At 55.8% G+C, this 23,079-nt stretch carries 20 protein-coding genes and 1 tRNA gene; 14 read left to right on the top strand and 7 right to left on the bottom strand.

Going from position 1 to position 23,079, the window contains the following annotated elements; all coding sequences use genetic code 11:
* Window positions 1-51 precede the first annotated feature (51 nt).
* Genes ABLV17_RS00765 through yejF form a run of 5 tightly spaced genes read left to right on the top strand, consistent with a single transcriptional unit; the run spans window position 52 to window position 7,197 of the window.
* Complete coding sequence (locus ABLV17_RS00765) at window positions 52-1,614, top strand: cyclic di-GMP phosphodiesterase (protein ID WP_213794370.1); 1,563 nt, start codon at window positions 52-54, stop codon at window positions 1,612-1,614.
* Between the two features lie 57 nt (window positions 1,615-1,671).
* Window positions 1,672-3,477 (top strand): extracellular solute-binding protein, encoded by a 1,806-nt coding sequence (locus ABLV17_RS00760; RefSeq protein WP_213794369.1) that lies wholly within the window; start codon window positions 1,672-1,674, stop codon window positions 3,475-3,477.
* Window positions 3,478-3,486: 9 nt separating this feature from the next.
* Complete coding sequence (locus ABLV17_RS00755; protein ID WP_020078276.1) at window positions 3,487-4,581, top strand: microcin C ABC transporter permease YejB; 1,095 nt, start codon at window positions 3,487-3,489, stop codon at window positions 4,579-4,581.
* On the top strand, window positions 4,581-5,606 hold the full coding sequence (locus ABLV17_RS00750) for a microcin C ABC transporter permease (protein WP_049059668.1): 1,026 nt from the start codon (window positions 4,581-4,583) through the stop codon (window positions 5,604-5,606). The genes ABLV17_RS00755 and ABLV17_RS00750 overlap by 1 nt, the downstream gene beginning before the upstream one ends.
* Window position 5,607: 1 nt before the next feature.
* Window positions 5,608-7,197, top strand: coding sequence for a microcin C ABC transporter ATP-binding protein YejF (gene yejF / locus ABLV17_RS00745; protein ID WP_271031710.1), 1,590 nt, complete (start codon window positions 5,608-5,610; stop codon window positions 7,195-7,197).
* 3 nt (window positions 7,198-7,200) lie between these two features.
* Here yejF and ABLV17_RS00740 read toward each other — a convergent pair whose 3' ends face one another.
* From ABLV17_RS00740 to rsuA, 3 genes are all read right to left on the bottom strand, one after another.
* A complete protein-coding gene (locus ABLV17_RS00740) occupies window positions 7,201-7,545 on the bottom strand; it encodes a YejG family protein (protein ID WP_015365678.1) in 345 nt (114 codons plus the stop codon).
* 331 nt (window positions 7,546-7,876) lie between these two features.
* Window positions 7,877-9,073: a Bcr/CflA family multidrug efflux MFS transporter gene (locus tag ABLV17_RS00735; protein ID WP_087860143.1), complete on the bottom strand. Its 1,197-nt coding sequence runs from the start codon at window positions 9,071-9,073 to the stop codon at window positions 7,877-7,879.
* Window positions 9,070-9,789, bottom strand: coding sequence for a 16S rRNA pseudouridine(516) synthase RsuA (rsuA, locus tag ABLV17_RS00730; protein WP_271031711.1), 720 nt, complete (start codon window positions 9,787-9,789; stop codon window positions 9,070-9,072). The genes ABLV17_RS00735 and rsuA overlap by 4 nt, the downstream gene beginning before the upstream one ends.
* 148 nt (window positions 9,790-9,937) lie before the next feature.
* Here rsuA and ABLV17_RS00725 point away from each other — a divergent pair, with 148 nt between their 5' ends.
* A complete protein-coding gene (locus tag ABLV17_RS00725) occupies window positions 9,938-11,695 on the top strand; it encodes a DEAD/DEAH box helicase (protein ID WP_271031712.1) in 1,758 nt (585 codons plus the stop codon).
* A 136-nt stretch (window positions 11,696-11,831) separates the two neighbouring features.
* Window positions 11,832-12,116, top strand: a complete 285-nt coding sequence (gene rplY / locus ABLV17_RS00720) for a 50S ribosomal protein L25 (protein WP_015365674.1) — start codon at window positions 11,832-11,834, stop codon at window positions 12,114-12,116.
* A 58-nt stretch (window positions 12,117-12,174) separates the two neighbouring features.
* Here the strand turns inward: rplY and ABLV17_RS00715 are convergent, their stop codons facing one another.
* Window positions 12,175-13,062 (bottom strand): LysR family transcriptional regulator, encoded by an 888-nt coding sequence (locus ABLV17_RS00715; RefSeq protein ID WP_213794366.1) that lies wholly within the window; start codon window positions 13,060-13,062, stop codon window positions 12,175-12,177.
* 103 nt (window positions 13,063-13,165) lie between these two features.
* Between ABLV17_RS00715 and ABLV17_RS00710 the strand changes: the two genes are divergently transcribed.
* Window positions 13,166-14,452 carry a serine hydrolase gene (locus ABLV17_RS00710; RefSeq protein WP_213794365.1) on the top strand — a complete coding sequence of 429 codons (1,287 nt, stop codon included), beginning with the start codon at window positions 13,166-13,168 and terminating at the stop codon, window positions 14,450-14,452.
* 20 nt (window positions 14,453-14,472) lie between these two features.
* On the opposite strand, the gene ABLV17_RS00705 is transcribed toward ABLV17_RS00710, so the two are convergent.
* Entirely contained in the window at window positions 14,473-15,069 is a 597-nt protein-coding gene (locus ABLV17_RS00705; RefSeq protein ID WP_087860139.1) for an NUDIX domain-containing protein, read from the bottom strand.
* An 82-nt stretch (window positions 15,070-15,151) separates the two neighbouring features.
* Between ABLV17_RS00705 and ABLV17_RS00700 the strand changes: the two genes are divergently transcribed.
* Window positions 15,152-15,913, top strand: a complete 762-nt coding sequence (locus tag ABLV17_RS00700) for a DeoR/GlpR family DNA-binding transcription regulator (protein WP_113374348.1) — start codon at window positions 15,152-15,154, stop codon at window positions 15,911-15,913.
* A 39-nt stretch (window positions 15,914-15,952) separates the two neighbouring features.
* Here ABLV17_RS00700 and yejK read toward each other — a convergent pair whose 3' ends face one another.
* Window positions 15,953-16,960 carry a nucleoid-associated protein YejK gene (gene yejK / locus ABLV17_RS00695; protein ID WP_015365669.1) on the bottom strand — a complete coding sequence of 336 codons (1,008 nt, stop codon included), beginning with the start codon at window positions 16,958-16,960 and terminating at the stop codon, window positions 15,953-15,955.
* Window positions 16,961-17,148: 188 nt separating this feature from the next.
* Here yejK and ABLV17_RS00690 point away from each other — a divergent pair, with 188 nt between their 5' ends.
* The 5 genes from ABLV17_RS00690 to eco all read left to right on the top strand — a co-directional run bounded on the left by ABLV17_RS00690 (window position 17,149) and on the right by eco (window position 21,222).
* Entirely contained in the window at window positions 17,149-17,376 is a 228-nt protein-coding gene (locus ABLV17_RS00690) for a YejL family protein (protein ID WP_045377048.1), read from the top strand.
* A 19-nt stretch (window positions 17,377-17,395) separates the two neighbouring features.
* Window positions 17,396-19,156, top strand: a complete 1,761-nt coding sequence (gene yejM, locus ABLV17_RS00685; RefSeq protein WP_271031713.1) for an LPS biosynthesis-modulating metalloenzyme YejM — start codon at window positions 17,396-17,398, stop codon at window positions 19,154-19,156.
* Window positions 19,157-19,232: 76 nt separating this feature from the next.
* A tRNA-Pro gene (locus ABLV17_RS00680) sits at window positions 19,233-19,309 on the top strand.
* 182 nt (window positions 19,310-19,491) lie between these two features.
* The gene (locus ABLV17_RS00675; RefSeq protein ID WP_045391382.1) at window positions 19,492-20,601 is read left to right on the top strand and encodes an AI-2E family transporter; all 1,110 of its coding nucleotides are present in this window, start codon (window positions 19,492-19,494) and stop codon (window positions 20,599-20,601) included.
* 129 nt (window positions 20,602-20,730) lie between these two features.
* Complete coding sequence (gene eco / locus ABLV17_RS00670; protein ID WP_087860136.1) at window positions 20,731-21,222, top strand: serine protease inhibitor ecotin; 492 nt, start codon at window positions 20,731-20,733, stop codon at window positions 21,220-21,222.
* A 46-nt stretch (window positions 21,223-21,268) separates the two neighbouring features.
* On the opposite strand, the gene mqo is transcribed toward eco, so the two are convergent.
* Window positions 21,269-22,903 (bottom strand): malate dehydrogenase (quinone), encoded by a 1,635-nt coding sequence (mqo, locus tag ABLV17_RS00665; RefSeq protein WP_271031715.1) that lies wholly within the window; start codon window positions 22,901-22,903, stop codon window positions 21,269-21,271.
* Between the last annotated feature and the right edge of the window lie 176 nt (window positions 22,904-23,079).

Here is a 23,079-nt window from a genome sequence, read left to right as displayed (position 1 = left end):
TCTTCTGGCACCCCATTGGCATGATTCAATAATACGGACAGATTCTGGCCTATGCTAACCCGCTACTTTTCACCCCGACGTAAAATCTGGCTTACCAGTATTTGCATTGGCGTTGCCGTCGCGCTACTGGCCGGCAGCATCCAGTTTATGGTTATCTACCACAACCGCTCTGAACGTTTCGATCAGATAATCAATAACGTCAGTCACTACCTTAATAGTTATTTCGCCGATTTAAGCGAAACCATCGATGGCCTGCAGCCTCTGCTCGATCAGCCCTGCGAGCATGTTGACTCCGGACTGGCCGCCAGCGCCGCCTTTAGTCCGAACGTACGCGCCTTCCTGCTGGTGAAAAACGGTAAAGCGTTCTGTTCATCCGCCACCGGCGCAATGAACACACCGTTTAAACAATTGATACCGCAGCTTGATACAAATAAAGCCCTGGATATGGCCATCCTCCAGGGCACACCGATGATGCCGGACACCGCCGCGTTGGCAATGTGGGTGCAACGTCCCGGCGATCGAGACAGCGGCATTTTTGTATCCATCAATGCTAATCTGACGCCTTATATCCTCTATACCGCACGGCAGAATGACTTCAACGGTATTGCGCTGGCCATCGGCCATACTGCGATTTCTACCTTCAGCAGCAAAATTATCGACCCGCTATCATTGCCCAATGAGCCGATACGCCAGATTCAGGTTCCAGGGCTACCGCTAAAAGTGTATCTCTTTTCCAACAGCTGGCTTGGCGAGAATACCCAGTTCGCCCTGCTGCTTGGCGTGGTATGCGGTATGCTCGCAGGCTTACTCAGCTACTACATTTTGACGATCAAATCCGATCCGCGGAAATCAATCCAGCTGGGGATCAAAAACAACCAGTTCTACGTGGTCTACCAGCCGGTGGTAAAAGCCGACACCCTGCAAATTAGCGGCGTTGAAGTGCTGATGCGCTGGCGGCATCCGGTGGTTGGCGAGATCCCGCCAGACGTCTTTATTAATCTGGCGGAAACGCAGCAAATGATCGTGCCGCTTACCCATCACCTGTTAATGTTGATCGCCCGCGACGCGCCGACTCTGCAGCGTATTTTGCCGCGCGGTACCAAGCTTGGCCTGAATATCTCGCCCACCCATCTGCATGCCGCCGATTTTCAGCAAGATATGCAACGTTTTGCCGCCGCGTTACCCGCAAACTACTTCGACGTCGTGCTGGAAATAACCGAACGCTCGATGATCGATAAAAACCAGTCGATGGCCATTTTTGAGTGGCTGCATCAGCAGGGCTTCGAAATTGCTATTGATGATTTTGGTACCGGCCACAGCGCGCTGATTTATCTGGAGCGCTATAACTTTGATTATCTGAAGATCGATCGTGGTTTTGTACAGGCGATCGGTACCGAAACCGTCACCTCTCCCGTCCTGGATGCGGTCTTAACGCTTAGCCGCCGTCTGCAGCTGAAAACCGTGGCTGAAGGCGTAGAAACGCCGGAGCAGGCGGAATGGCTGCGCGCTCACGGCGTGAAATATCTACAAGGTTACTGCTTCAGCCGCCCGCTGCCGCTGGAGAAACTGGTTGCCGCCCATGATGAGCCGGCAAATTATTTCACAAGCCGCTGAGGGTCGCTTATGATGCGAAACTACCGGGGTTAATGGTCAGAGGATGATATTCCAACTATGTTTGCGCGCATCGGCCTGCTGCTGCTGGCTTTATTTAGCCTTAGTAGCCAGGCGCAAACCATTAAAGAGAGCGAGGCGTTCGCTATTATCGGCGAGCCAAAGTATGCCGTTGACTTTCATCACTTCGATTACGTCAACCCGGACGCGCCCAAAGGCGGCAGTATCACGCTTGCCGCCATTGGCACCTTTGACAATTTCAACCGCTACGCCCTGCGCGGTAATCCCGGCGTACGTACCGATGCGCTGTATGACACTCTGTTTACCACCTCGGACGATGAACCGGGCAGCTACTACCCGCTGATTGCCGATCGCGCGCGCTTTACTGATGATTTCTCGTGGATGGAAATTACCCTCAACCCGCGAGCCCGCTTTCATGACGGTAGCCCGATTACCGCCAGCGACGTTGCTTTCACCTTCCACAAATTTATGACCGAAGGGGTGCCGCAGTTTCGTCTTATCTATAAAGGAACGACCGTCAAAGCCATCGCCCCGCTGACGGTGCGCATTGAACTGGCCAAGCCGGGCAAAGAAAATATGCTCAGCCTGCTGTCCTTGCCGGTAATGCCCGCGTCATTCTGGCGCCATCATAAACTGAGCGATCCCCTTTCAACACCGCCGCTCGCCAGTGGCCCCTATCGCATCAGCAGTTGGCGGATGGGGCAATATATTGTCTATTCGCGAGTCGAGAACTACTGGGCCGCCGACCTGCCGGTGAACCGCGGACGCTGGAACTTCGACACGATTCGCTATGACTACTATCTCGACGATAACGTCGCTTTCGAAGCCTTCAAAGCCGGAGCGGTAGATATGCGCGAGGAGAGTTCGACAAAAAACTGGGCGACGCGCTATATCGGGCGCAACTTTAGCAACGGTTATATAGTGAAAGACGATCGCACGACTACCTCGGCAAAGGATACCCGCTGGCTGGCTTTTAATACTCAGCGCGCGGTCTTTGCCGACCGCCAGGTGCGTGAAGCCATCACCCTTGCATTTGATTTCGAATGGATGAATAAGGCGCTGTTTTACGGCGCCTACAGTCGGCCAAACAGTTACTTTCAGAATACAGAATATGCCGCTCGTGATTACCCGAAGGCCGATGAACTCACTTTGCTGGCGCCGTTGAAAAAAGATTTGCCGCCAGAGGTCTTTACCCGGATTTATCAGCCGCCCGTTTCCAACGGCGATGGTTTCGATCGCGCCAATTTACTTAAAGCAGATGCCCTGTTGAACCAGGCGGGATGGGTGCTAAAAAATCGTCAGCGCGTTAATGCCAAAACCGGCAAACCGCTGCGTTTTGAGCTGCTGCTCGCCTCCGGCGGCAACGTCAGTTGGGTACTACCGTTCCAGCATAATTTGCAGCGTTTAGGCGTGACGATGGATATCCGTCAGGTGGATAACTCCCAGGCCAACAGCCGACTGCGGAGCCGCGATTACGACATGATGCCCTCACTGTGGCGCGCCACCGCCTGGCCAGATACGGGTTTACAGGTTTCGTGGGCCTCGGACTATATTAACTCCAGCTATAACGCGCCGGGAGTGCAAAACCCGGCGGTCGACGCGTTGATTGCGCAGATCGTGCGCTGGCAGGGCAACAAACAGAAGCTTCTGCCGCTGGGCCGCGCGCTCGACCGGATGCTGACCTGGAACTATTACATGCTGCCGATGTGGTATATGGCGCAGGACAGGACGGCCTACTGGAATAAGTTCTCCTTCCCGCAAACTCGCCCAACCTACTCCTCCGGTTTTGATGGCTGGTGGTACGATGTTAACAAAGCCGCCAGGCTTCCCGCGGACCGACGTTAAGGATTTAAGATGGGTGCCTACCTGCTCCGCCGACTATTACTGGTGATCCCGACACTCTGGGCCATCATCACCATCAATTTTTTTATCGTGCAGATTGCGCCAGGCGGTCCGGTCGATCAGGCGATCGCCGCCGTGGAGTTCGGCGACCGCAGCGGGTTGCCCGGCGCAGGAGATAGCGGTATGGGCGCCAGCCATGCGCGTACCGGCGTCGGCAATATCAGTGAAGGCCATTATCGCGGCGGACGTGGGCTCGATCCGGAAGTGATTGCCGAAATCACCCACCGCTACGGCTTCGATAAACCGATTCACGAACGCTACTTTAAGATGCTCGGCGACTATCTGCGTTTTGATTTTGGCGATAGCCTGTTTCGCAGCGCCTCGGTACTGCAGTTAATTAAAGACAGCCTGCCGGTATCTATTACCCTCGGCCTGTGGAGCACGCTGATTATCTACCTGGTGTCGATACCGCTGGGGATCCGTAAAGCCGTCAGTAACGGCAGCCATTTCGACGTCTGGAGCAGCACATTTATCATCATCGGTTACGCCATCCCGGCATTTCTGTTCGCGATATTACTGATCGTGATCTTCGCCGGCGGCAGCTATTTCGATCTTTTTCCGCTGCGCGGCCTGGTCTCCGCTAATTTTGATAGCCTGCCGTGGTATCAGAAGATCGCCGACTATCTCTGGCATATCACCTTACCGGTGCTGGCGACGGTGATCGGCGGTTTCGCCGCCCTGACGATGCTGACTAAAAACAGTTTCCTTGATGAGATCCGCAAGCAGTATGTGGTGACGGCCCGCGCTAAAGGCGTCGGGGAAAAACAGATCCTGTGGAAACACGTTTTCCGCAACGCCATGCTGCTGGTGATTGCCGGTTTTCCCGCCACTTTTATCAGCATGTTCTTTACCGGTTCGCTGCTGATTGAGGTGATGTTCTCGCTCAATGGTCTTGGGCTGCTCGGCTACGAAGCCACCGTGTCGCGTGATTACCCGGTGATGTTCGGCACTCTGTATATCTTCACGTTAATCGGCCTGTTATTAAACATTGTCAGCGACATCAGCTATACGCTGGTCGATCCGCGTATCGATTTCGAGGGCCGCTAATGTCATTTCTCTCCCCCGTAAATCAGGCCCGCTGGGCGCGTTTTCGCCACAATCGCCGCGGCTACTGGTCGCTATGGATCTTCCTGGCGCTGTTTATTTGTAGCCTGTGCGCCGAGCTTATCGCCAACGATAAGCCGCTGCTGGTGCACTATCGCGGTAGTTTGTACGTACCGGCGCTGAAAACCTATAGCGAAACGACCTTCGGCGGTGATTTTGCCACCGCCGCCGACTATCAGGATCCCTGGCTGCAAAAACGGCTGGCGGAAAACGGCTGGGTGCTGTGGGCCCCGGTGCGTTTCGGCGCCACCAGCATCAATTTCGCCACCGACAGCCCCTTCCCTTCGCCGCCGTCCAGGCACAACTGGCTGGGTACCGACGCTAACGGCGGCGATGTATTCGCACGGATCCTCTATGGCGCGCGGATCTCATTATTATTCGGTCTGCTGCTGACGCTCTTCTCCAGCGTGCTTGGCGTGCTTGCCGGGGCGCTGCAGGGCTACTACGGCGGTAAGCTCGACCTGTGGGGGCAGCGTTTTATCGAAGTATGGTCCGGAATGCCGACGCTATTTTTAATTATTCTGCTCTCAAGCGTAGTGCAACCTGATTTCTGGTGGCTGCTGGCAATCACCGTTTTATTTGGCTGGATGACGCTGGTCGGGGTGGTTCGCGCCGAATTCCTGCGCACCCGCAACTACGATTATATTCGCGCCGCACAGGCGCTGGGGGTCAGCGATCGCCATATTATCCTGCGCCATATGCTGCCGAATGCGATGGTCGCCACCCTCACCTTCCTGCCGTTTATTTTGTGCAGTTCGATAACCACCCTGACCTCGCTCGATTTTCTCGGCTTTGGCCTGCCGCTAGGCTCGCCGTCGCTGGGCGAACTGCTACTGCAGGGGAAAAATAACCTGCAGGCGCCGTGGCTGGGGATGGCGGCATTTTTGTCGGTGGCGGTGCTGCTGACGCTGCTGATTTTCATTGGCGAAGCGGTCCGCGACGCCTTCGATCCGAGTAAGGCGGTATAACATGAGCCAGCCGTTATTAGACATTGACGACCTCTCTATCGCCTTCCGCCAGCAGGGAGCAAGCCAGACGGTCGTCAGCAACCTGACGCTGCGGATTGCGGCAGGTGAAACGCTGGCGTTGGTCGGCGAATCAGGCTCCGGCAAGAGCGTCTCCGCGCTGTCGGTGCTGCGCCTCCTGCCCTCGCCGCCGGTCAGCTATCCCAGCGGCGATATTCGCTTTCACGGTCAATCATTGCTGCACGCCGATGAACGAACCCTGCGCGGGATCCGCGGCAACCGCATCGCGATGATTTTCCAGGAGCCGATGGTGTCGCTCAATCCGCTGCATAATCTGGAGAAACAACTGTACGAGGTGCTTTCGCTGCACCGCGGCATGCGCAAAGAGGCGGCGCGCGGCGAAATCCTCGACTGTCTGGATCGGGTTGGGATCCGTAACGCTTCACGGCGGCTTGCCGACTATCCGCACCAGCTTTCCGGCGGCGAACGCCAACGGGTAATGATCGCCATGGCGCTGCTGACGCGCCCGGAGCTGCTCATTGCCGATGAACCGACCACCGCGCTGGATGTCTCGGTGCAGGCGCAAATTCTGCAACTGCTGCGCGAACTGAAGCATGAGCTCAACATGGGGATGTTGTTCATCACCCACAATCTGAGTATTGTCCGCCAGCTTGCCGACCGGGTGGCGGTGATGCAAAACGGACGCTGCGTCGAACAAAACGGCTGCCGGGAGCTGTTTCAGGCGCCCGCGCATCCGTATACCCGCCGCCTGCTGGATAGCGAACCGACCGGCAAACCGGTGCCGCTGCCCGCCGACGCGCCCATCCTACTACAGGCCCGCGATCTCAATGTCGCCTTCCCTATCCGCAAAGGGATCCTGCGCCGGGTGGTCGATCACAATCGGGTTGTCCACCATCTGACTTTTACCTTGCGGGCCGGAGAAACGCTGGGGCTGGTGGGAGAGTCGGGTTCCGGAAAAAGCACCACCGGCCTGGCGCTGCTGCGGCTGATTAACTCCAGCGGAGAAATGCAGTTTGCCGGCGAGTCGATCCAGGGGCGAAATCGCCGCCAAATGCTGCCGCTGCGCCGACGCATTCAGGTCGTCTTTCAGGATCCGAATTCCTCGCTCAACCCGCGCCTGAGCGCCCTGCAGATTATCGAGGAAGGATTACGCGTTCACCAGCCGACGCTGACGCCCGCGGAACGTGAACACGCGGTAATTCAGGTGATGCAAGAAGTGGGACTCGACCCCGCGACGCGACAGCGCTATCCGGCGGAATTCTCTGGCGGCCAGCGCCAGCGTATTGCCATTGCCCGGGCACTGATCGTCAAACCGCAGCTGATTGTGTTAGATGAACCAACTTCATCGCTGGATAAAACCGTGCAGGCGCAGATCCTGGCGCTGCTGAAGACGCTACAGCAAAAGCATCAGCTGGCCTATCTGTTTATCAGCCATGATTTACGTGTTGTGCGGACGCTCTGTCATCAGGTGATAGTGCTGCGGCAGGGAGAAGTCGTCGAGCAGGGTGAATGCGAGCGCGTATTTACGGCACCGCGTCAGGAGTACACCCGCCAGCTGCTGGCGTTAAGCTGACGGTCAGAAGGGGTTGTTGCCAGAAAAAGGCTCGGCAATGGCCACGCCGAAATTTTTCAGACGACAGGTAGCGGCAAACTCATCCTGCATATTAACGAACAGGCACGGCTCGCCTTCACACTCGAGAATGGAACAATCCACTTCGATGTCGCTCAGCGCCTGGCTCAGCGTGCGCATCACCGGCCACGCTTTCTCGCCGTCCGGGCTGAGCAATTTCAATGCCACCAGGCTATTTTCGCCCTCAGCGCCGTTTTGCGGAATCGGTTCAACTCTTGAACCCGCAAAACCGGCCAGCCAGCGATAGCTCTGCGGCAGTCGGTGTACGATAGAGAGTTGCTGTGTATTCACTTGGTTTCCCCGGAAGCAAAAGGCTTCACAATAAATTTACATCAATATTAACACATTGTTGACAAATAGTCCTGCAACAGCTTAGAAAACGCTTACACCCGCATCGGGCCAGGGCTAACAGCTTATTATCCAGAACTTTATAGTTGCCTTGCGGAAACAGTTCGCGGCTATATGTACCCGTTTCTGTGATCCAAAACAACTTTTTTATCGCAACATTGCGACTTTTTACACTAATTGATTTTACATAAAAGAAACAAATAGCTAAACAGGGAAGCCGATTTCGGTTGATATGTATCAAAAAAGGGGCGGAAATCGCCCCTGAAAATGTGACTTAATGTGCGACTTTTCGTCGCCGGCTGGCGTACAGATAGAAGAGAATGGAGCTCGCGGCGCAAAAAGCGATAGAAATCAGCATCGGCCAGGCGGTGGTAAAGGTGGCCATCGACAGCAACGCGCCGATAATCGCGCCAATCCCAAAACGAAATGTTCCGGCCAACGACGATGCGGTTCCCGCCATATGCGGAAACTCGTCGAGGATCACCGCCATGGCGTTAGAGGAGACCATTGATACGCAGCCGACGAACGCCGCCACGCCCACCACCAGCGACCAGAAACCAACATCAAGTAGCGCGCACACCACCATCCACACCGCCATCGCCAGCTGGATCCACAGCCCGGCGCGGAACATGTTCAATGCGCCGACCCGGCGAACAAAGCGGCTGTTAATGATGGTCATGATGAACAGGAACACGATATTCAGCGCAAAATAGTAGCCAAAGTGCTGCGGCGACACGTGATTAATGTTGATGTAGACAAATGGACCCGCGCTGAGGAATGAAAACATGCCGGCGAAACTAAAGCCGCTGGCCAGCATATAGCTGAGCACCCGCTTGTGGCGGAATAAGGTAGCGAAGTTGCCAAGCGTGGTGCGAATATGAAATTTCTGCCGCCTTTCTACCGGCAGCGTCTCGCTAATAAAGAAAGCGATCATCGCCGATGCCAGCAGCGCCGCCAGCGCCAGGATCCAGAAAATCGCGTGCCAGCTGAACCACACCAGTACCGCGCCGCCGACCATCGGCGCCACCAGCGGCGCAATGGTGGTGACCAGCATGACAAACGACATCATGCGCGAGAACTCTTCTTTCGGGTAAATATCGCGCATCAGGGCGTTGATCACCACGCTGGCCGCCGCGGCCGCCAGGCCGTGGAAGAAACGCATAGTAATCAGCATCTCGATGGTCTGCGATAACGCGCAGGCCACCGCCGCCGCGGCGAAAATCAGCGTCCCGCCGAGGATCACCGGTTTACGACCAACGCTGTCGGCCATCGGCCCGTACAGCAGCTGGCCCAGCGCAAAGCCCAGAATATAGGTGCTGAGCGTCATTTGCGCGCTGCCGTCCGGCACGTTGAACTGCGACGAGATGACCGGCAGCGCCGGCAGATACATATCAATCGACAGCGGCATTAACATGGCCAACAGACCAAGAATAAACACAATCCCCAATGAAGAATTCTGCTTTGTCGTCACGTTTTACTCCGTGCTTGTGGGGCGCCAACGCTGGCGATTTCGTCCACCGTCAGCGGACGGTATTCGCCGGGCTCCAGCGACGCATCGAGGGTAATGTCGCCGATACGCTCGCGATGTAATCCCACGACGAGGTTACCCACCGCCGCGAACATGCGTTTTACCTGGTGGTAGCGGCCTTCGCTGATGGTCAGGCGCACTTCTGTCGGAGTGATGACTTCGAGGACAGCAGGTTTGGTGAGATCTTTTTCATTATGCAGCTGCACGCCTTTGGCAAACTGCTCGGCGACGCCCTCTTCCAGCGGGTTTTCCAGCTCCACCAGATAGGTTTTTTCGCAGTGATGGCGCGGCGAAGTAATGCGATGTGACCACTGCCCATCATCGGTCATCAGTACCAGACCGGTGGTGTCGATATCCAGACGCCCGGCGGCGTGCAGCTTATGGGCAACCGGCTCATCGAGGAAATAGAGGACCGTTGGATGATCGGGATCGTCTGTTGAACAGACATAACCCTGCGGCTTGTTGAGCATAAAGTAACGGGGGCCGTGCTGCTGGGTCAGCGTATTGCCGTCATATTCCACCTCGTGCTCCGGCTGGAGCTTAAAAGAGGCATCTTTCACAATGTCGCCGTCCACGGTAACGCGGCTACCGCGGATTTCACGCCCGGCAATAGCACGGCTGACGCCAAGCTGCTGAGCGATAAACTTATCAAGTCGCATGAGATTTTTTTAGCCTGTAATAATGCTGGAGCGGGCAATTCGCCCGAAAAAGAAGAATTCCATTGGTTAGTATAACGGGCTCTTAACACCACTCAAGGGAAAAGATTCATGGCATACTATTTGCGAGTTAATTAACCCCCGAGAATTGATGACTTTTACACTACGCCCCTATCAAAAAGAGGCGGTCGATGCCACGCTTGCCTGGTTCCGCCGCCATCACGAACCTGCCGCCATCGTGCTGCCGACCGGTGCCGGTAAAAGTCTGGTGATCGCCGAACTGGCGCGGCTGGCGCGCGGACGCGTATTGGTTCTGGCCCATGTTAAAGAACTGGTGGCGCAGAATCACAGTAAATACTGTGCGCTTGGGCTGGAAGCGGATATTTTCGCCGCCGGTCTGCAGCGTAAAGAGAGCCAGGGCAAGGTGGTCTTCGGCAGCGTGCAGTCGGTGGCGCGTAATCTTGAGCAGTTTCAGAGCGAATTCTCCTTACTGATCGTCGATGAGTGCCACCGTATCAGCGACGATGACGACAGCCAGTATCAGCAAATCATCAGCCACCTACGACAGGTGAACCCACAGCTCAGGCTGCTCGGCCTGACCGCGACCCCCTTTCGCCTGGGCAAGGGTTGGATCTATCAGTTCCACTATCACGGTATGGTACGCGGCGACGAGAAAGCGCTGTTCCGCGATTGCATCTACGAGCTGCCGCTGCGTTATATGATTAAGCACGGCTACCTGACGCCGCCTGAGCGCCTCGATATGCCGGTGGTCCAGTACGATTTCAGTCGCCTGCAGGCGCAGAGCAATGGCCTGTTCAGCGAAGCCGACCTTAACCACGAGCTGAAAAAACAGCAGCGCATCACGCCACATATCGTTAGCCAAATCGTTGAGTTTGCCGAAAGCCGTAAAGGCGTGATGATCTTCGCCGCGACCGTCGAGCATGCGCGGGAAATTACCGGCCTGCTGCCGCCCACGCAGGCGGCGCTGATTACCGGCGAAACGCCGGGGCCGGAGCGCGATCGCATCATCGAAGCTTTTAAAGCGCAGCAGTATCGCTATCTGGTGAATGTCGCGGTACTGACCACCGGCTTTGACGCGCCGCACGTCGATCTTATCGCGATTCTTCGGCCAACCGAGTCGGTAAGCCTTTACCAACAAATTGTTGGCCGCGGCCTGCGTCTGGCGCCGGGCAAAACCGACTGTCTGATCCTCGACTATGCCGGTAATCCTCACGACCTGTACGCGCCGGAAGTCGGCACGCCAAAAGGCAAAAGCGATAATGTCCCGGTGCAGGTCTTCTGCCCGGCCTGCGGTTTCGCCAATACTTTTTGGGGGAAAACCACCGCCGACGGCACGTTGATTGAGCATTTTGGCCGCCGCTGCCAGGGCTGGTTCGAAGACGATGACGGCCACCGCGAACAGTGCGACTTCCGCTTTCGTTTTAAAAACTGCCCGCAGTGCAACGCCGAGAATGACATTGCCGCCCGCCGCTGTCGCGAGTGCGATACTGTACTGGTCGACCCGGACGACATGCTGAAGGCGGCGCTGAAGCTTAAAGACGCGCTGGTGTTGCGCTGCAGCGGCATGGCGCTTCAACATGGCAGCGACGAAAAAGGCCCGTGGCTAAAAATCACCTATTACGATGAGGACGGCGCCGATGTCAGTGAGCGCTTCCGTTTACAAACGCCCGCGCAGCGTACCGCTTTTGAGCAGTTGTTTATCCGCCCGCATACTCGTACGCCGGGGGTGCCGCTGCGCTGGATAACCCCGGCGGATATCATTGCCCAGCAGGCGCTACTGCGAAATCCAGACTTTGTCGTCGCCCGTATGAAGGGGCAATACTGGCAGGTGCGGGAAAAAGTGTTCGATTATCAGGGCCGTTTCCGTCGCGCCAATGAGCTACGTTAATCCGCCAAAAACTGAGGTTTTGATTGCCGCTGTGCCGATAGGCGGCTATAATGCCGCCCGCTTTTGCATTCGCAAAGCAGATAATCTGCCTGCTGCTGGGTCGCCTGTTGCAGGCTTTATATATAGAGAGACATCAATGTTTACTATCAACGCAGAAGTACGTAAAGAGCAGGGTAAGGGTGCGAGCCGCCGCCTGCGCGCAGCTAACAAGTTCCCGGCAATCATCTACGGTGGCGAAGCTGCTCCGGTTGCTATCGAACTGGACCACGACAAACTGTGGAACATGCAGGACAAAGCTGAGTTCTACGGCGAAGTTCTGACCCTGGTTGTCGATGGCAAAGAAGAAAAAGTTAAAGTTCAGGCTGTTCAGCGTCACGCGTTCAAGCCGAAACTGACCCACATCGACTTCGTTCGCGCTTAATCGCCGATAGCAAGTTGTATGGCAAACGCCCTGGTGTCTTCTGACCCGGGGCGTTTTGTTATCTGCGCCGCCATAGCCCTGGCGCGTCATCAACTATCTCTCCCAGCGCGCGGTGTTTATTCATTCCCGGCAACCACAGCATCACCATGGTAACGTTAAGCCCCTGATTACCAACCTCGGTGGCAATTTCAGCAACCCCCTGCCACTCGTCGGGCCGTAAATGATCGGGTAAAAACCCCCAGCCCTGCCCCTGCTCCATTGCGTGGCGCAACATGGTGATTTCATTCATATACAGCGTATGGCCGGATATCTGCAGCCGGCGGGCGATTTGATCGTCGCTGCGCCGGTGCATCACTAACTGCGGGGTGAGCGATAAATTCAGCAACGTCAGCGGCCTTGCGGCCTCAGCGAACAATCGCTGCGCGGCGTAAAAGCGTAAATCAACGGTACCCAGCGCCCGCCACTCCATTTCGCTACCCAGCGTACGATTATTCGCCTGGCAAATGGCCATATCCGCGACGCCATCGCCCAACGCCTGTTCGGCTTCGCGACGCGAGGCGCTCCAGCAGCTTAAACGGATCTGCCGCCGGGCAAGCGTATCGGCCAGCAAACAGAGGAATTCACGCGGCACGAAGGGATCGTACACCAGGCGTAACTCCTGCCAGGCCGTTTGCGGCAGCGTTTGCGCAAAAGACTCGAAAGCCTGCGCCTGACGCAACAACAAATGCGCCTGGCGAAAAAGCTGCTCGCCCTCGGCGGTTAAAGTCAGGCTACGCCCTTCACGGCTGAATAGCCGGTAGCCCAAGGCATCTTCCAGGTAATCCAGCAGATCGCGAAGCGTCGTACGGTCTTTCCCTAAACGGATCGCCGCCCGCGACAGGCTGCCGGTCTCAGCAATTGTCGCGAAGGCTTCAATCTGTGCAAAAGAATACTGCAGGGTTTTCATCCTTCTCTCCCTTTCGGGGGAAAATCCCCCACATGGTGATTTTAGCCGCCGCGCGCCGATTTATATACTGCGATGCGAATCTATGGCAAACGAGGAAATGAAAATGATAAGAAAACCACTGGTCCTGGCGTTAATTTTGGCGGCGCTGCCGGCGGCGGCAATGGCGCAAAACTGCGGCGGCCTGACGCTGGATGTCTGCCCCACGCCTTACGATCAAACGCTACCCGCGGCCAAAGACATGCTCACCTGGGATCAGGCGTCACGCGTCGTTGGCTTTCGTAATGACTATCGCAACTATGCTGGCGACGTTTTCCGTCACGGCGCATCGGTCCCGCTGGAGCGCGCTAAAAAGCAGCTGACCGATGCCCGCTACACGCTCAACGGCCATACCTGGAATTTGCAGGATTACCTGAAGCGCGAAAACGTCAGCGGTATGCTGGTGCTGAAAGAGGGTAAAGTCGCCTGGAAATATCTCGCCGAAGGTAATACCGACACCACGCTGTGGACCTCGCGCTCGGTGGGCAAATCGGTCGTCTCGACGCTGGTCGGTATCGCCATTCAACAGGGTAAAATCCACTCCCTCGATGACCTGATTACCGTTTATGAACCCGAACTGAAAGGCACCGCCTGGGACGGCGTGACGCTCAAGCAGCTCATTCAACATACCAGCGGCGTGGAATGGAATGAAGATTACACCAATCCACAGTCGCACTTCGCCCGCCTGACCCAGTGTGAAGCGCAGCCCGGCGCCTATGATTGCGTGCGTAAAATTGTGTCGACGCTATCGCGCAAACACCCGGCAGGCGAGCAGTGGTCCTACTCTTCCGGCGGCGCCTGGCTGCTGGGCGATGTGCTGGAGCGCGCGACCGGTATGTCGCTGGCCGCCTGGCTTGAACAATCATTGTGGCAGCCTGCGGGCATGGCCCACGATGGCGTATGGCATGCTTACAAAAAAGGTCAACATGATGTCGGCGCCCACGGCTTTAACGCCACCCTCGAAGACTGGGGTCGCTTTGGCGAGTTTGTCGCCCGCGATGGCCGCCTGAGCAACGGTAAACAGCTGGTGCCCGCAGGCTGGTTCGATCAAGCCGCAAGCTGGACAAAAGCGCTGAACTCGGTTTCAGCCGCGCATCCGGAAGGTATCTACGGCTATCAATGGTGGAATAACGCTATTCCGGCCAATGCGCAAAACGTACAGCCAACGCCGCAGGAAGGGCTGAAAGGCTCGCTGTGGGCGCTGGGGATCTACGGCCAGGTGATTATGGTGAACCGTGCGGAACATCTGGTGATCGTGCAGTGGTCAACCTGGCCACAGGCGGAACCGTCCTTTAACGCACAGCCGCTGGAAGCGGCGCTGATGTACAGCGCCATTGCCCGCGAATTGCGCTAATCTTGCCGGCTCCTTGCCGCTTAACCGGCAAGGAGCGTATCGGCATTTAACGCCAGATGCTGCAGCAGCATAATGGTTTTCGCATCCACGATTTCACCCTCGCGAATGGCTTGTAACGCCCGCGCCAGCGGCCACTCCAGCACTTCAATATCCTCTCCTTCCGCCGCCAGCCCGCCGCCATCGCCACGGCGATCGTCCGCGGAGTATTCGGCAATAAAGAAGTACAGTTTTTCAGTAACCGACCCCGGGCTCATAAACGCGGTGAATACCGGCTCGATGCGGGTGACGCGAAATCCGGTCTCCTCTTCCGCTTCGGCGATAATGCGCTCTTCCGGCGAGGCGTTATCCAGTAATCCTGCGGCAGCTTCGATCAGAAAGCCGTTGTGACCGTTGATCCACACCGGAAAACGAAACTGGCGGATGAGCACCACGCTCTGCTTATGGCGGTTATAGAGCAGAATAACCGCGCCGTTGCCGCGGTCGTAGGCTTCCCGGCTCTGCTCCTGCCAGCGCCCGTCCCGCCGCAACAGCTCGAAGGTATATTTTTTCAGCGTGTACCAGTTATCTGACAAGAGCGTTTCGCGAACGTGGCGAACGCGCGGTGCGTCTGCGTGCATGTTTCTTCCCCTTCTAAGGTGACAGCAGGCAACATAACATGCATAATCGTGCATAAACAAGATCAATCGTGAAGTGAACAACATGCTCGCCAGCCAGAGAAAACAGCATATCCTGCAGATCCTTGCCGCAGAAAAACAGGTGATGTCGGGGGAGTTAAGCCAGCGCTTTCAGGTCTCAGAAGACTCCATTCGTCGCGATCTGCGCGAACTGGCGGCGGAAGGTAAGCTGCAACGGGTCCACGGCGGCGCGCTGCCGGTATCGGCCGCTATTGCGCCAATAGAAAGCAGAAAAAGCGTGCAGATGGCTTCCAAACAGGCGATAGCCCGCCGGGCGGCGGCGCTTATCCAGCCAGGACAGGTGGTTATCGTCGATGGCGGCACCACCACCACGGCGATGATCGCCGCGCTCCCCGCCGACCTTGCTTGTACCGTGGTGACGCACAGTCCAGGGATCGCCGTGGCGCTGGTCGAGCATCCGCGGATCGAGGTGATCCTGCTCGGCGGTACAATGTTTAAACATTCGGTAGTCACGGTCGGCGCCGAGACGCTAGCGGCGATGGCGCGGATTAATGCCGATCTGTTCTTTATGGGGGTGACCGGCGTGCACCCGCATGCGGGCTTTACCACCGGTGATTATGAAGAGGCGGGCATTAAGCGCGCGCTGGCGGCCAGAGCCGCAGAAACCGTGGTGATGGCCTCTGCCGAAAAAATTAATTCCGCCTCCGCGTTTGCCATCGGCGAGCTTAATCTTGCCAGCACAGTGGTTATCGACAGCGTACTGGATGACAAGTTACGTCAGAAGCTTAAGCAAAGCGGCGTCAGGATTATTCAGGTAGAAGGTTAACCCGGCGGCATCATGTCCCGCCGGGATAATCAGCAGGGATTAATTACCGCCTGAGGTACGGCGCTGCAGCTGATCGCGCAGATTCGGCGGCGTGCCTTTAATGGTCAACGTATCCGTTGCCGGATCCCAGAATACGCGCTCGCCTAACAGCATCGCGTCAAAATTGATGGTCAAGCCGCCGCCGCTACCGGCAAATTTGGTCAGCTGGCGCAGCGTACTGCGGTCCGCCGGGAAGCTCTCCTCCAGCTCATAGCCCTGCTCAGCGGTAAACTCCTGGAAACTCTTTTCGCTGACGCCGGAGAGCTCTTTAGACAGCGACTCCAGCTCGATCTCTTCGCCCGCCTGCAGCTGTTCGTTACAGTAGGCATACACCTGCTGGCGCACGTTCTGGCGCTCGGATTTATCCAGCTGCGCGTCAGCGGCGAAATCATCCACCGCCTGCAGCAGACCGCGGTTCTGCGCTTTGGCATTGAGCCCTTCGCTGGCGCCGAGGAAGTCCATGAAAAAATCAGCGACTTTACGCCCCACGCGCCCTTTCAGGAAAGTCAGATAACGGGTCGATTCGGGATTAGTTTCCCACTCGGTCAGATCGATACGCGCCACGATGTCGGCATGGTTGATATCCAGGTAATGCGTGGAACTGATATCCAGCTCTTCGTTGACGCGCATGCTGCTCAGATTATTGAGCACCGCCACCAGCAGATACTCGACCGCCAGGTAACGATACTGACAGAACAATACGATGCCGCCTTCGGCAAACGGATACTTCGCCAGCTCATCGCGCAGGCGGCCGGTTGCCGCACGGCTGAAAGGAAGAAACTCTTCTTCACCCTGACGCTGTAAACGCAACGCTTGCGCCAGCTCGCTCTCTTCATTAAAGAGGCCGTAGGCTTTGCTTTTTGCGCTGTAGACACGATGCAGTTCAGCCATCATTTCCACGACAGTGGCATTTGGTTCCAGCAGCGACTCGCGCAGCACCAGTTCCAGATTCTGTTCATCACGTTTGATCAACTGATGCAGGGCAATCTGGTCGATATCCAGACTCATGTTAAACTCTCCTTTTAGACCGGGCGGTATTCAACCACCACCGGGACGACGACGCAACCGGCAGATGCCTCTTTTACGCTTGAGCCTCGCGTTGCTGGGCGCTTTTGCGCCGTGGCGAAAAAATGCGGAAAAAAAGCTGCTGCTACGGTAATATGTTGCCCTTTCACGAACAAACAGATTTTGAGTTTATGCCACAAATATCCCGCTATAGCGATGAACAGGTCGAGCAGCTGCTCAGCGAGCTAACGAACGTCCTGGAAACACACAAAGCGCCGGTTGACCTGTCACTGATGGTGCTGGGCAATATGGTGACCAACCTGATCAACAGTAGCGTCGCGCCGGCGCAGCGTCAGGCAATCGCCCGTTCTTTCGCCCAGGCGCTGCAATCGTCCATTAACGACGATCCCGCGCACTAAGGATAACGAACAACAGTATATGGTGACTCTTCGTCAGCCCTACCGAGAAAAAGTCTCCCAGATGGTCAGCTGGGGACACTGGTTCGCCCTGTTCAACATGTTGTTGGCAATGGCGCTCGGCAGCCGCTATCTTTTTGTCGCCGACTGGCCAACGACGCTTGCCGGGCGGGTATTCTCGTATGTCAGCCTCGTTGGTCATTTCAGTTTTCTGGTTTTCACCAGCTATGTACTGATTCTCTTCCCGCTGACCTTTATCGTCGGCTCGCAGCGACTTATGCGCTTCCTGTCGGTCATCTTCGCCACCGCCGGGATGACGCTGCTGCTGATCGATAGCGAAGTCTTCACTCGCTTCCACCTGCACTTAAACCCTGTCGTCTGGGAACTGGTGATTAACCCCGACCAGAACGAGATGGCTCGCGACTGGCAGCTGATGTTTATCAGCGTACCGATCATCTTCCTGCTTGAGATGCTCTTCGCCACCTGGAGCTGGCAAAAGCTGCGCAGCCTGACGCGCCGCCGCCACTACGCGCGCCCCGTCGCCTGGTTTTTCTTTATTTCGTTTATCAGCAGCCACCTGATTTATATCTGGGCGGATGCCAATTTCTATCGCCCGATCACCATGCAGCGGGCCAACTTACCGCTCTCTTATCCGATGACCGCTCGCCGCTTCCTTGAGAAGCACGGCCTGCTCGATGCGCAAGACTATCAGCGCCGTCTGGTTGAGCAAGGCGCGCCGGAAGCGGTCTCGGTGCAGTATCCGCTGAGCGATCTGCGCTATCGCGACCTCGGCACGGGCTACAACGTGCTGCTCATTACGGTGGATAACCTCAACTATTCACGCTTCGAAAAGAACATGCCGCAGCTGGCTGCTTTTGCGAAAGAAAGCGTCAACTTTAGCCAGCATATGAGCTCCGGTAATAGCACCGATAGCGGAATGTTCGGCCTGTTCTACGGCATATCGCCGGGTTATATGGATGGCGTGCTCTCGGCGCGGATCCCGGCGGCGCTGATTACCGCCCTCAACCAACAGGGCTACCAGTTGGGCCTGTTCTCATCGGACGGTTTCAGCAGCCCGCTTTATCGCCAGGCGCTGCTGTCGGACTTCTCGCTGCCGGCGGCTAAAACGCAGAGCGATGAACAAACGGCCGACCAATGGATCGGCTGGCTGGATCGCTACGCCCAGGATGAGAACCGCTGGTTCTCGTGGATATCGCTGAACGGCACTAATATTGATAACAGCCAGCAGCAGAATTTTGCCCGCACCTACGGGCGCGCCGCGGGCGACGTCGATATGCAAATTGGCCGCGTGCTCGACGCGCTGCGTAAAGCGGGCAAACTGGATAATACGGTGGTGATTGTTACCGCCGGGCACGGTATGCCGCTGGATAGCAAGCAGGGTAAATTCGACTGGTCACGCGGCAATCTGCAGGTACCGCTGGTTATCCACTGGCCGGGAACCCCAGCGCAGGAGATCTCAGCGCTCACGGATAACAAAGACGTGATGACGACGCTGATGCAGCGTCTGCTACACGTCTCAACGCCAGCGAATGAATATTCGCAGGGCGAAGACCTGTTTAGCCCGGCGCGCCGCCGCAGCTGGGTCACCGCCGCTAATAGCGATACACTGGCGATTACCACGCCAACGATGACCGTAGTGCTCGACCACAACGGCACCTATCACACCTGGAACAGCGATGGCGAGAAGGTGAAAGACCAAAAACCGCAGCTTAGCCTGCTGCTGCAGGTGCTGACGGATGAAAAACGCTTTATCGCTAACTGATTGATTAATTTTAAATCAATCAGTTGTCGGTCGCTTGCATTCGATGGGGGAACGGGTAATATTATCCTCCACGCGTCGGCACGTAGCGCAGCCTGGTAGCGCACCGTCATGGGGTGTCGGGGGTCGGAGGTTCAAATCCTCTCGTGCCGACCAAAAAATTTAACCGATAGGTTGCTACAACCATCGGTCCCCTTTAGAACCCGCACTCTCTCTGAGAGCGCGGGTTTTTTAATGCTTGTACTCCCCTTCCCGCTAAGACTGCGATTATCCTGATGGCAAATTGTTAAATTCCATCTATTATTCGACTGTATTCGTTATCATCTGGAGCGGACCCAATGAGAGTTAAAGGACTTCCCAAAGGATTTTTTATCCTTATTTTACTGATCGTTACCCTGGCCTTTTTTGACGTACTCTCCCCTTACTATTCCGCTATCCTGTGGGCCGCTATCCTGGCGGTGATATTTAATCCGATAAAAAACAACATCCGTACGCGCATCGGTGAACGCAACGGTATCGCGGCGCTACTGACCGTCGTCATTATCTGTCTTATTGTTTTCACCCCGTTGGCGATTATCATTTCGTCGCTAGCCTTCGAGCTAAACGTGGTCTACACCAAGCTACAGCATAATGACACCCAGTTTCCGACGGTGGTCGCCAACCTGTTTGCCCATCTCCCGAGCTGGGCCAGAAGTTTCCTCTCAGAGCACAATCTCGATAGCGCGGAACAAATTCAGCAGCAACTATCCGATGCCGCCCTGAAAGGCGGACAATATCTGGCCGGTAGCGCCTTCCTGATCGGTAAAGGGACGTTTGGCTTTACCGTCAGCTTCGGCATTATGTTATATCTGCTGTTCTTCTTGCTGAAAGATGGCCCTTATCTGGTGCTGTTAATCCTCGAATCTTTGCCGCTATCCAATTATGTCAAACAGCACCTGTTTGCCAAATTCGCCGCCGTCGCGCGGGCGACGGTTAAAGGTACCGTCGCCGTCGCGCTGGCACAGGGGGCGCTCGGCGGCTTTGCATTCTGGATCGTCGGTCTTGATGGCAGCATTCTGTGGGGCGCTTTAATGGCCTTTCTGTCACTCATCCCGGCGGTGGGCTCCGCCATTATCTGGGTGCCGGCGGCGATTTACCTGTTCGCCACCGGGCAATTGTGGCAAGGGGCGTTTATTGTCGGTTTCTTCGTCATTGTCATCGGCCTGGTGGATAACATTCTGCGTCCGCTACTGGTGGGGAAAGATACCAAAATGCCGGATTATCTGATCCTGATTGCCACCCTTGGCGGCATGGAAATCTATGGCATCAACGGCTTTGTCATCGGCCCGCTGATTGCCGCCTTGTTTATTGCCTGCTGGAACCTGTTATCGGGCCGTGAACACGCCGGGAACGCCGACTTACTGGACGAAGAGTTTATTGAAGAAGCCAAAAACAGCCGCGATGAATAGCTGACGCACGTTTCACTTTACTAGTGCATTTCACTATTCATATTGAAAATAATGGTAAATAACTCTTACTATTCAGGGCAATGATGTTAGTCTGTATTGGTTAGTAACGATAATAAAGGATGATCAACCGTGAAAAAAATCGCTACGCTTGCTGTTTCTCTGCTGGCCGTTGCCTGTGTTTCCACCAGCGCGTTAGCCGCTGAACAGCCGCTGGAGAAAATCGCCCCCTATCCGAAAGCGGAAAAAGGGATGAAGCGTCAGGTGATTCAGCTGCCGCAGCAGCAGGATGAATCCGCGTTAAAAGTTGAACTGATGATTGGCCAGACGCTGGAAGTCGACTGCAACCATCATCGCTTGGGCGGTCAACTGGAAAGTAAAACGCTGGAAGGCTGGGGCTATGACTACTATGTCTTTGATAAGCTGACGTCCCCGGTTTCCACCATGATGGCCTGCCCGGACGGTAAGAAAGAGAAGAAATTTATTACCGCGGGTCTCGGCGATGAAGGCCTGCTGCGTTACAACAGCAAGCTGCCGATCGTGGTTTATACTCCAGCCAACGTTGAAGTGAAATACCGCATCTGGAAAGCTGAAGAAACTATCGGTAATGCCGTGGAGCGTTAATCGCCAGCGGTAATACAAAACGGCAGCCCGAGGGCTGCCGTTTTTGTTATAGCGCGATATCCGCCATCGGTTTTCCGCCGGTTAGCGGCTTGAGTTCGGCCTGCGGCACGTCGTCTGCCGCGGTCGTCGGCTCGTAGTGTAGCCCCAGCACTTCACTGGTCCACGCCAGCGCCTGCTCAATAGCGGCCGGATTACCATCCAGACGCATGCCGTAGCTCGGCACGATCTCTTTCATCTTCGCCTGCCAGGCCGGCGTCTGTACTTTGTCTTTGAAGACTTTCTCCAACAGCTGCACCATGATCGGCGCCGCCGTCGACGCGCCAGGAGAAGCGCCCAGTAGCGCGGCTACGGTGCCTTCATCATCGCACACTACTTCGGTACCAAGACGCAACACGCCGCCCATTTTCTTATCACGCTTGATAATCTGTACACGCTGGCCGGCCTGCCACAGGCGCCAGTCTTCTTTGCGCGCTTCCGGGTAGTACTCGCACAGCGCGGCATGACGATCTTTATCTTTCTGCAATACCTGGCTAATCAGATATTTCACCAGGTCGAAGTTATCCATCCCGACGTTAAGCATTGGCAGAATATTCGAGGTATTCGTCGAGGCCAGCAGATCCCAAAGCGAACCGTTTTTCAGGAAGCGGGTCGAGAAAGTCGCGAACGGCCCGAATAGCACCACGCGTTTGCCGTCGATAATACGGGTGTCGATATGCGGCACCGACATCGGCGGCGCGCCAACTTCCGCCTGGCCGTAGACTTTCGCCAGGTGATGATTAACCACTTCCGGGTTCTCACATACCAGGAACTGTCCGCCAACCGGGAAGCCCGCGTACTCTTTCGCCTGCGGAATACCGGTTTCCTGCAGCAGCGTCAGGGCAGCGCCGCCCGCGCCAATAAAGATGAATTTGGTTTTGATCGTCCGCTTCTGGTGACGATTGTTGGCATCCGCCAGCGTCACCGTCCAGCTGTTGTCCGCATTGCGCTTAAAGCGGCGAACGACGGTACCTAACTGGAGAGAGAAATTATTATGCGTCTGTAGCCCGGCGATCAGCTGGCGAGTGATCTCGCCGTAGTTAACGTCGGTGCCCATTTCGGTACGCGTTGCCGCCACTTTTTGCTGCGGATCGCGACCTTCCATCACCAGCGGCGCCCACTCCTTGATCTGCTGATGATCTTCAGAATAACGAATACCGCGGAACAGCTCGCTCTGCTGCAGCGCCGCGTAGCGCGCGCGCAGGAAGTTAACGTTGTCTTCACCCCACACAAAGCTCATGTGCGGCACGCTGTTAATAAAGGATTTCGGCTTAGTCAGGATACCGCGGGTCACCTGATGGGCCCAAAACTGACGAGAAATATGGAAGGACTCATTGATATCGACCGCTTTGTCGATATTGATCCCATTGGCGGTTTGCGGCGTGTAGTTGAGCTCCATCAGCGCCGCATGGCCGGTACCCGCATTGTTCCAGCCGTTCGAGCTTTCCTCGGCAACGCTGGTCATCTGCTCGACCATGGTAATAGACCAATCCGGCTCCAGTTCCTGCAGCCAGGTTCCCAACGTGGCGCTCATGATACCGCCGCCAATCAACAATACATCCGTCTCTTGCTCATGGCGGGTGTTGGTCCGATTTGTATTGGAACCAACCGCCTGTGAGCTGGGTACGGCCATCTTTTTCTTCATCGGATTTGAGCCTTACTTTTACTCGCTTTTTTTATTTAGCGCAGGTGAAACGATTCTCGGGATCAAAGGTACCACCTGTACTCAAAAATTTAAATATTGTTTAAATTTTAAGTTGAGTTTTGAGATCTGTTATAAAAATGTTTAATAAATGTGTACACAAAATCACTTTTTGTACT

The organism is Klebsiella sp. CN_Kp091 (assembly GCF_040065095.1).
Taxonomy (GTDB): domain Bacteria; phylum Pseudomonadota; class Gammaproteobacteria; order Enterobacterales; family Enterobacteriaceae; genus Klebsiella; species Klebsiella aerogenes.
The sequence above is the reverse complement of the archived record's forward strand: the minus strand, read 5'-3'. Positions and strand labels throughout refer to the sequence as shown.

Bases quoted from the DNA above. Each gene is read 5' to 3' on its own strand.
- yejM (WP_271031713.1), top strand. From the start codon at position 17,396: ATGGTGACTCTTCGTCAGCCCTACCGAGAAAAAGTCTCCCAGATGGTC.
- mqo (WP_271031715.1), bottom strand. From the start codon at position 22,903: ATGAAGAAAAAGATGGCCGTACCCAGCTCACAGGCGGTTGGTTCCAAT.
- yejK (WP_015365669.1), bottom strand. From the start codon at position 16,960: ATGAGTCTGGATATCGACCAGATTGCCCTGCATCAGTTGATCAAACGT.
- ABLV17_RS00760 (WP_213794369.1), top strand. From the start codon at position 1,672: ATGTTTGCGCGCATCGGCCTGCTGCTGCTGGCTTTATTTAGCCTTAGT.
- ABLV17_RS00750 (WP_049059668.1), top strand. From the start codon at position 4,581: ATGTCATTTCTCTCCCCCGTAAATCAGGCCCGCTGGGCGCGTTTTCGC.
- ABLV17_RS00690 (WP_045377048.1), top strand. From the start codon at position 17,149: ATGCCACAAATATCCCGCTATAGCGATGAACAGGTCGAGCAGCTGCTC.
- rsuA (WP_271031711.1), bottom strand. From the start codon at position 9,789: ATGCGACTTGATAAGTTTATCGCTCAGCAGCTTGGCGTCAGCCGTGCT.
- ABLV17_RS00715 (WP_213794366.1), bottom strand. From the start codon at position 13,062: ATGAAAACCCTGCAGTATTCTTTTGCACAGATTGAAGCCTTCGCGACA.
- ABLV17_RS00725 (WP_271031712.1), top strand. From the start codon at position 9,938: ATGACTTTTACACTACGCCCCTATCAAAAAGAGGCGGTCGATGCCACG.
- ABLV17_RS00710 (WP_213794365.1), top strand. From the start codon at position 13,166: ATGATAAGAAAACCACTGGTCCTGGCGTTAATTTTGGCGGCGCTGCCG.
- ABLV17_RS00755 (WP_020078276.1), top strand. From the start codon at position 3,487: ATGGGTGCCTACCTGCTCCGCCGACTATTACTGGTGATCCCGACACTC.
- ABLV17_RS00705 (WP_087860139.1), bottom strand. From the start codon at position 15,069: ATGCACGCAGACGCACCGCGCGTTCGCCACGTTCGCGAAACGCTCTTG.
- yejF (WP_271031710.1), top strand. From the start codon at position 5,608: ATGAGCCAGCCGTTATTAGACATTGACGACCTCTCTATCGCCTTCCGC.
- ABLV17_RS00765 (WP_213794370.1), top strand. From the start codon at position 52: ATGCTAACCCGCTACTTTTCACCCCGACGTAAAATCTGGCTTACCAGT.
- ABLV17_RS00700 (WP_113374348.1), top strand. From the start codon at position 15,152: ATGCTCGCCAGCCAGAGAAAACAGCATATCCTGCAGATCCTTGCCGCA.
- ABLV17_RS00675 (WP_045391382.1), top strand. From the start codon at position 19,492: ATGAGAGTTAAAGGACTTCCCAAAGGATTTTTTATCCTTATTTTACTG.
- rplY (WP_015365674.1), top strand. From the start codon at position 11,832: ATGTTTACTATCAACGCAGAAGTACGTAAAGAGCAGGGTAAGGGTGCG.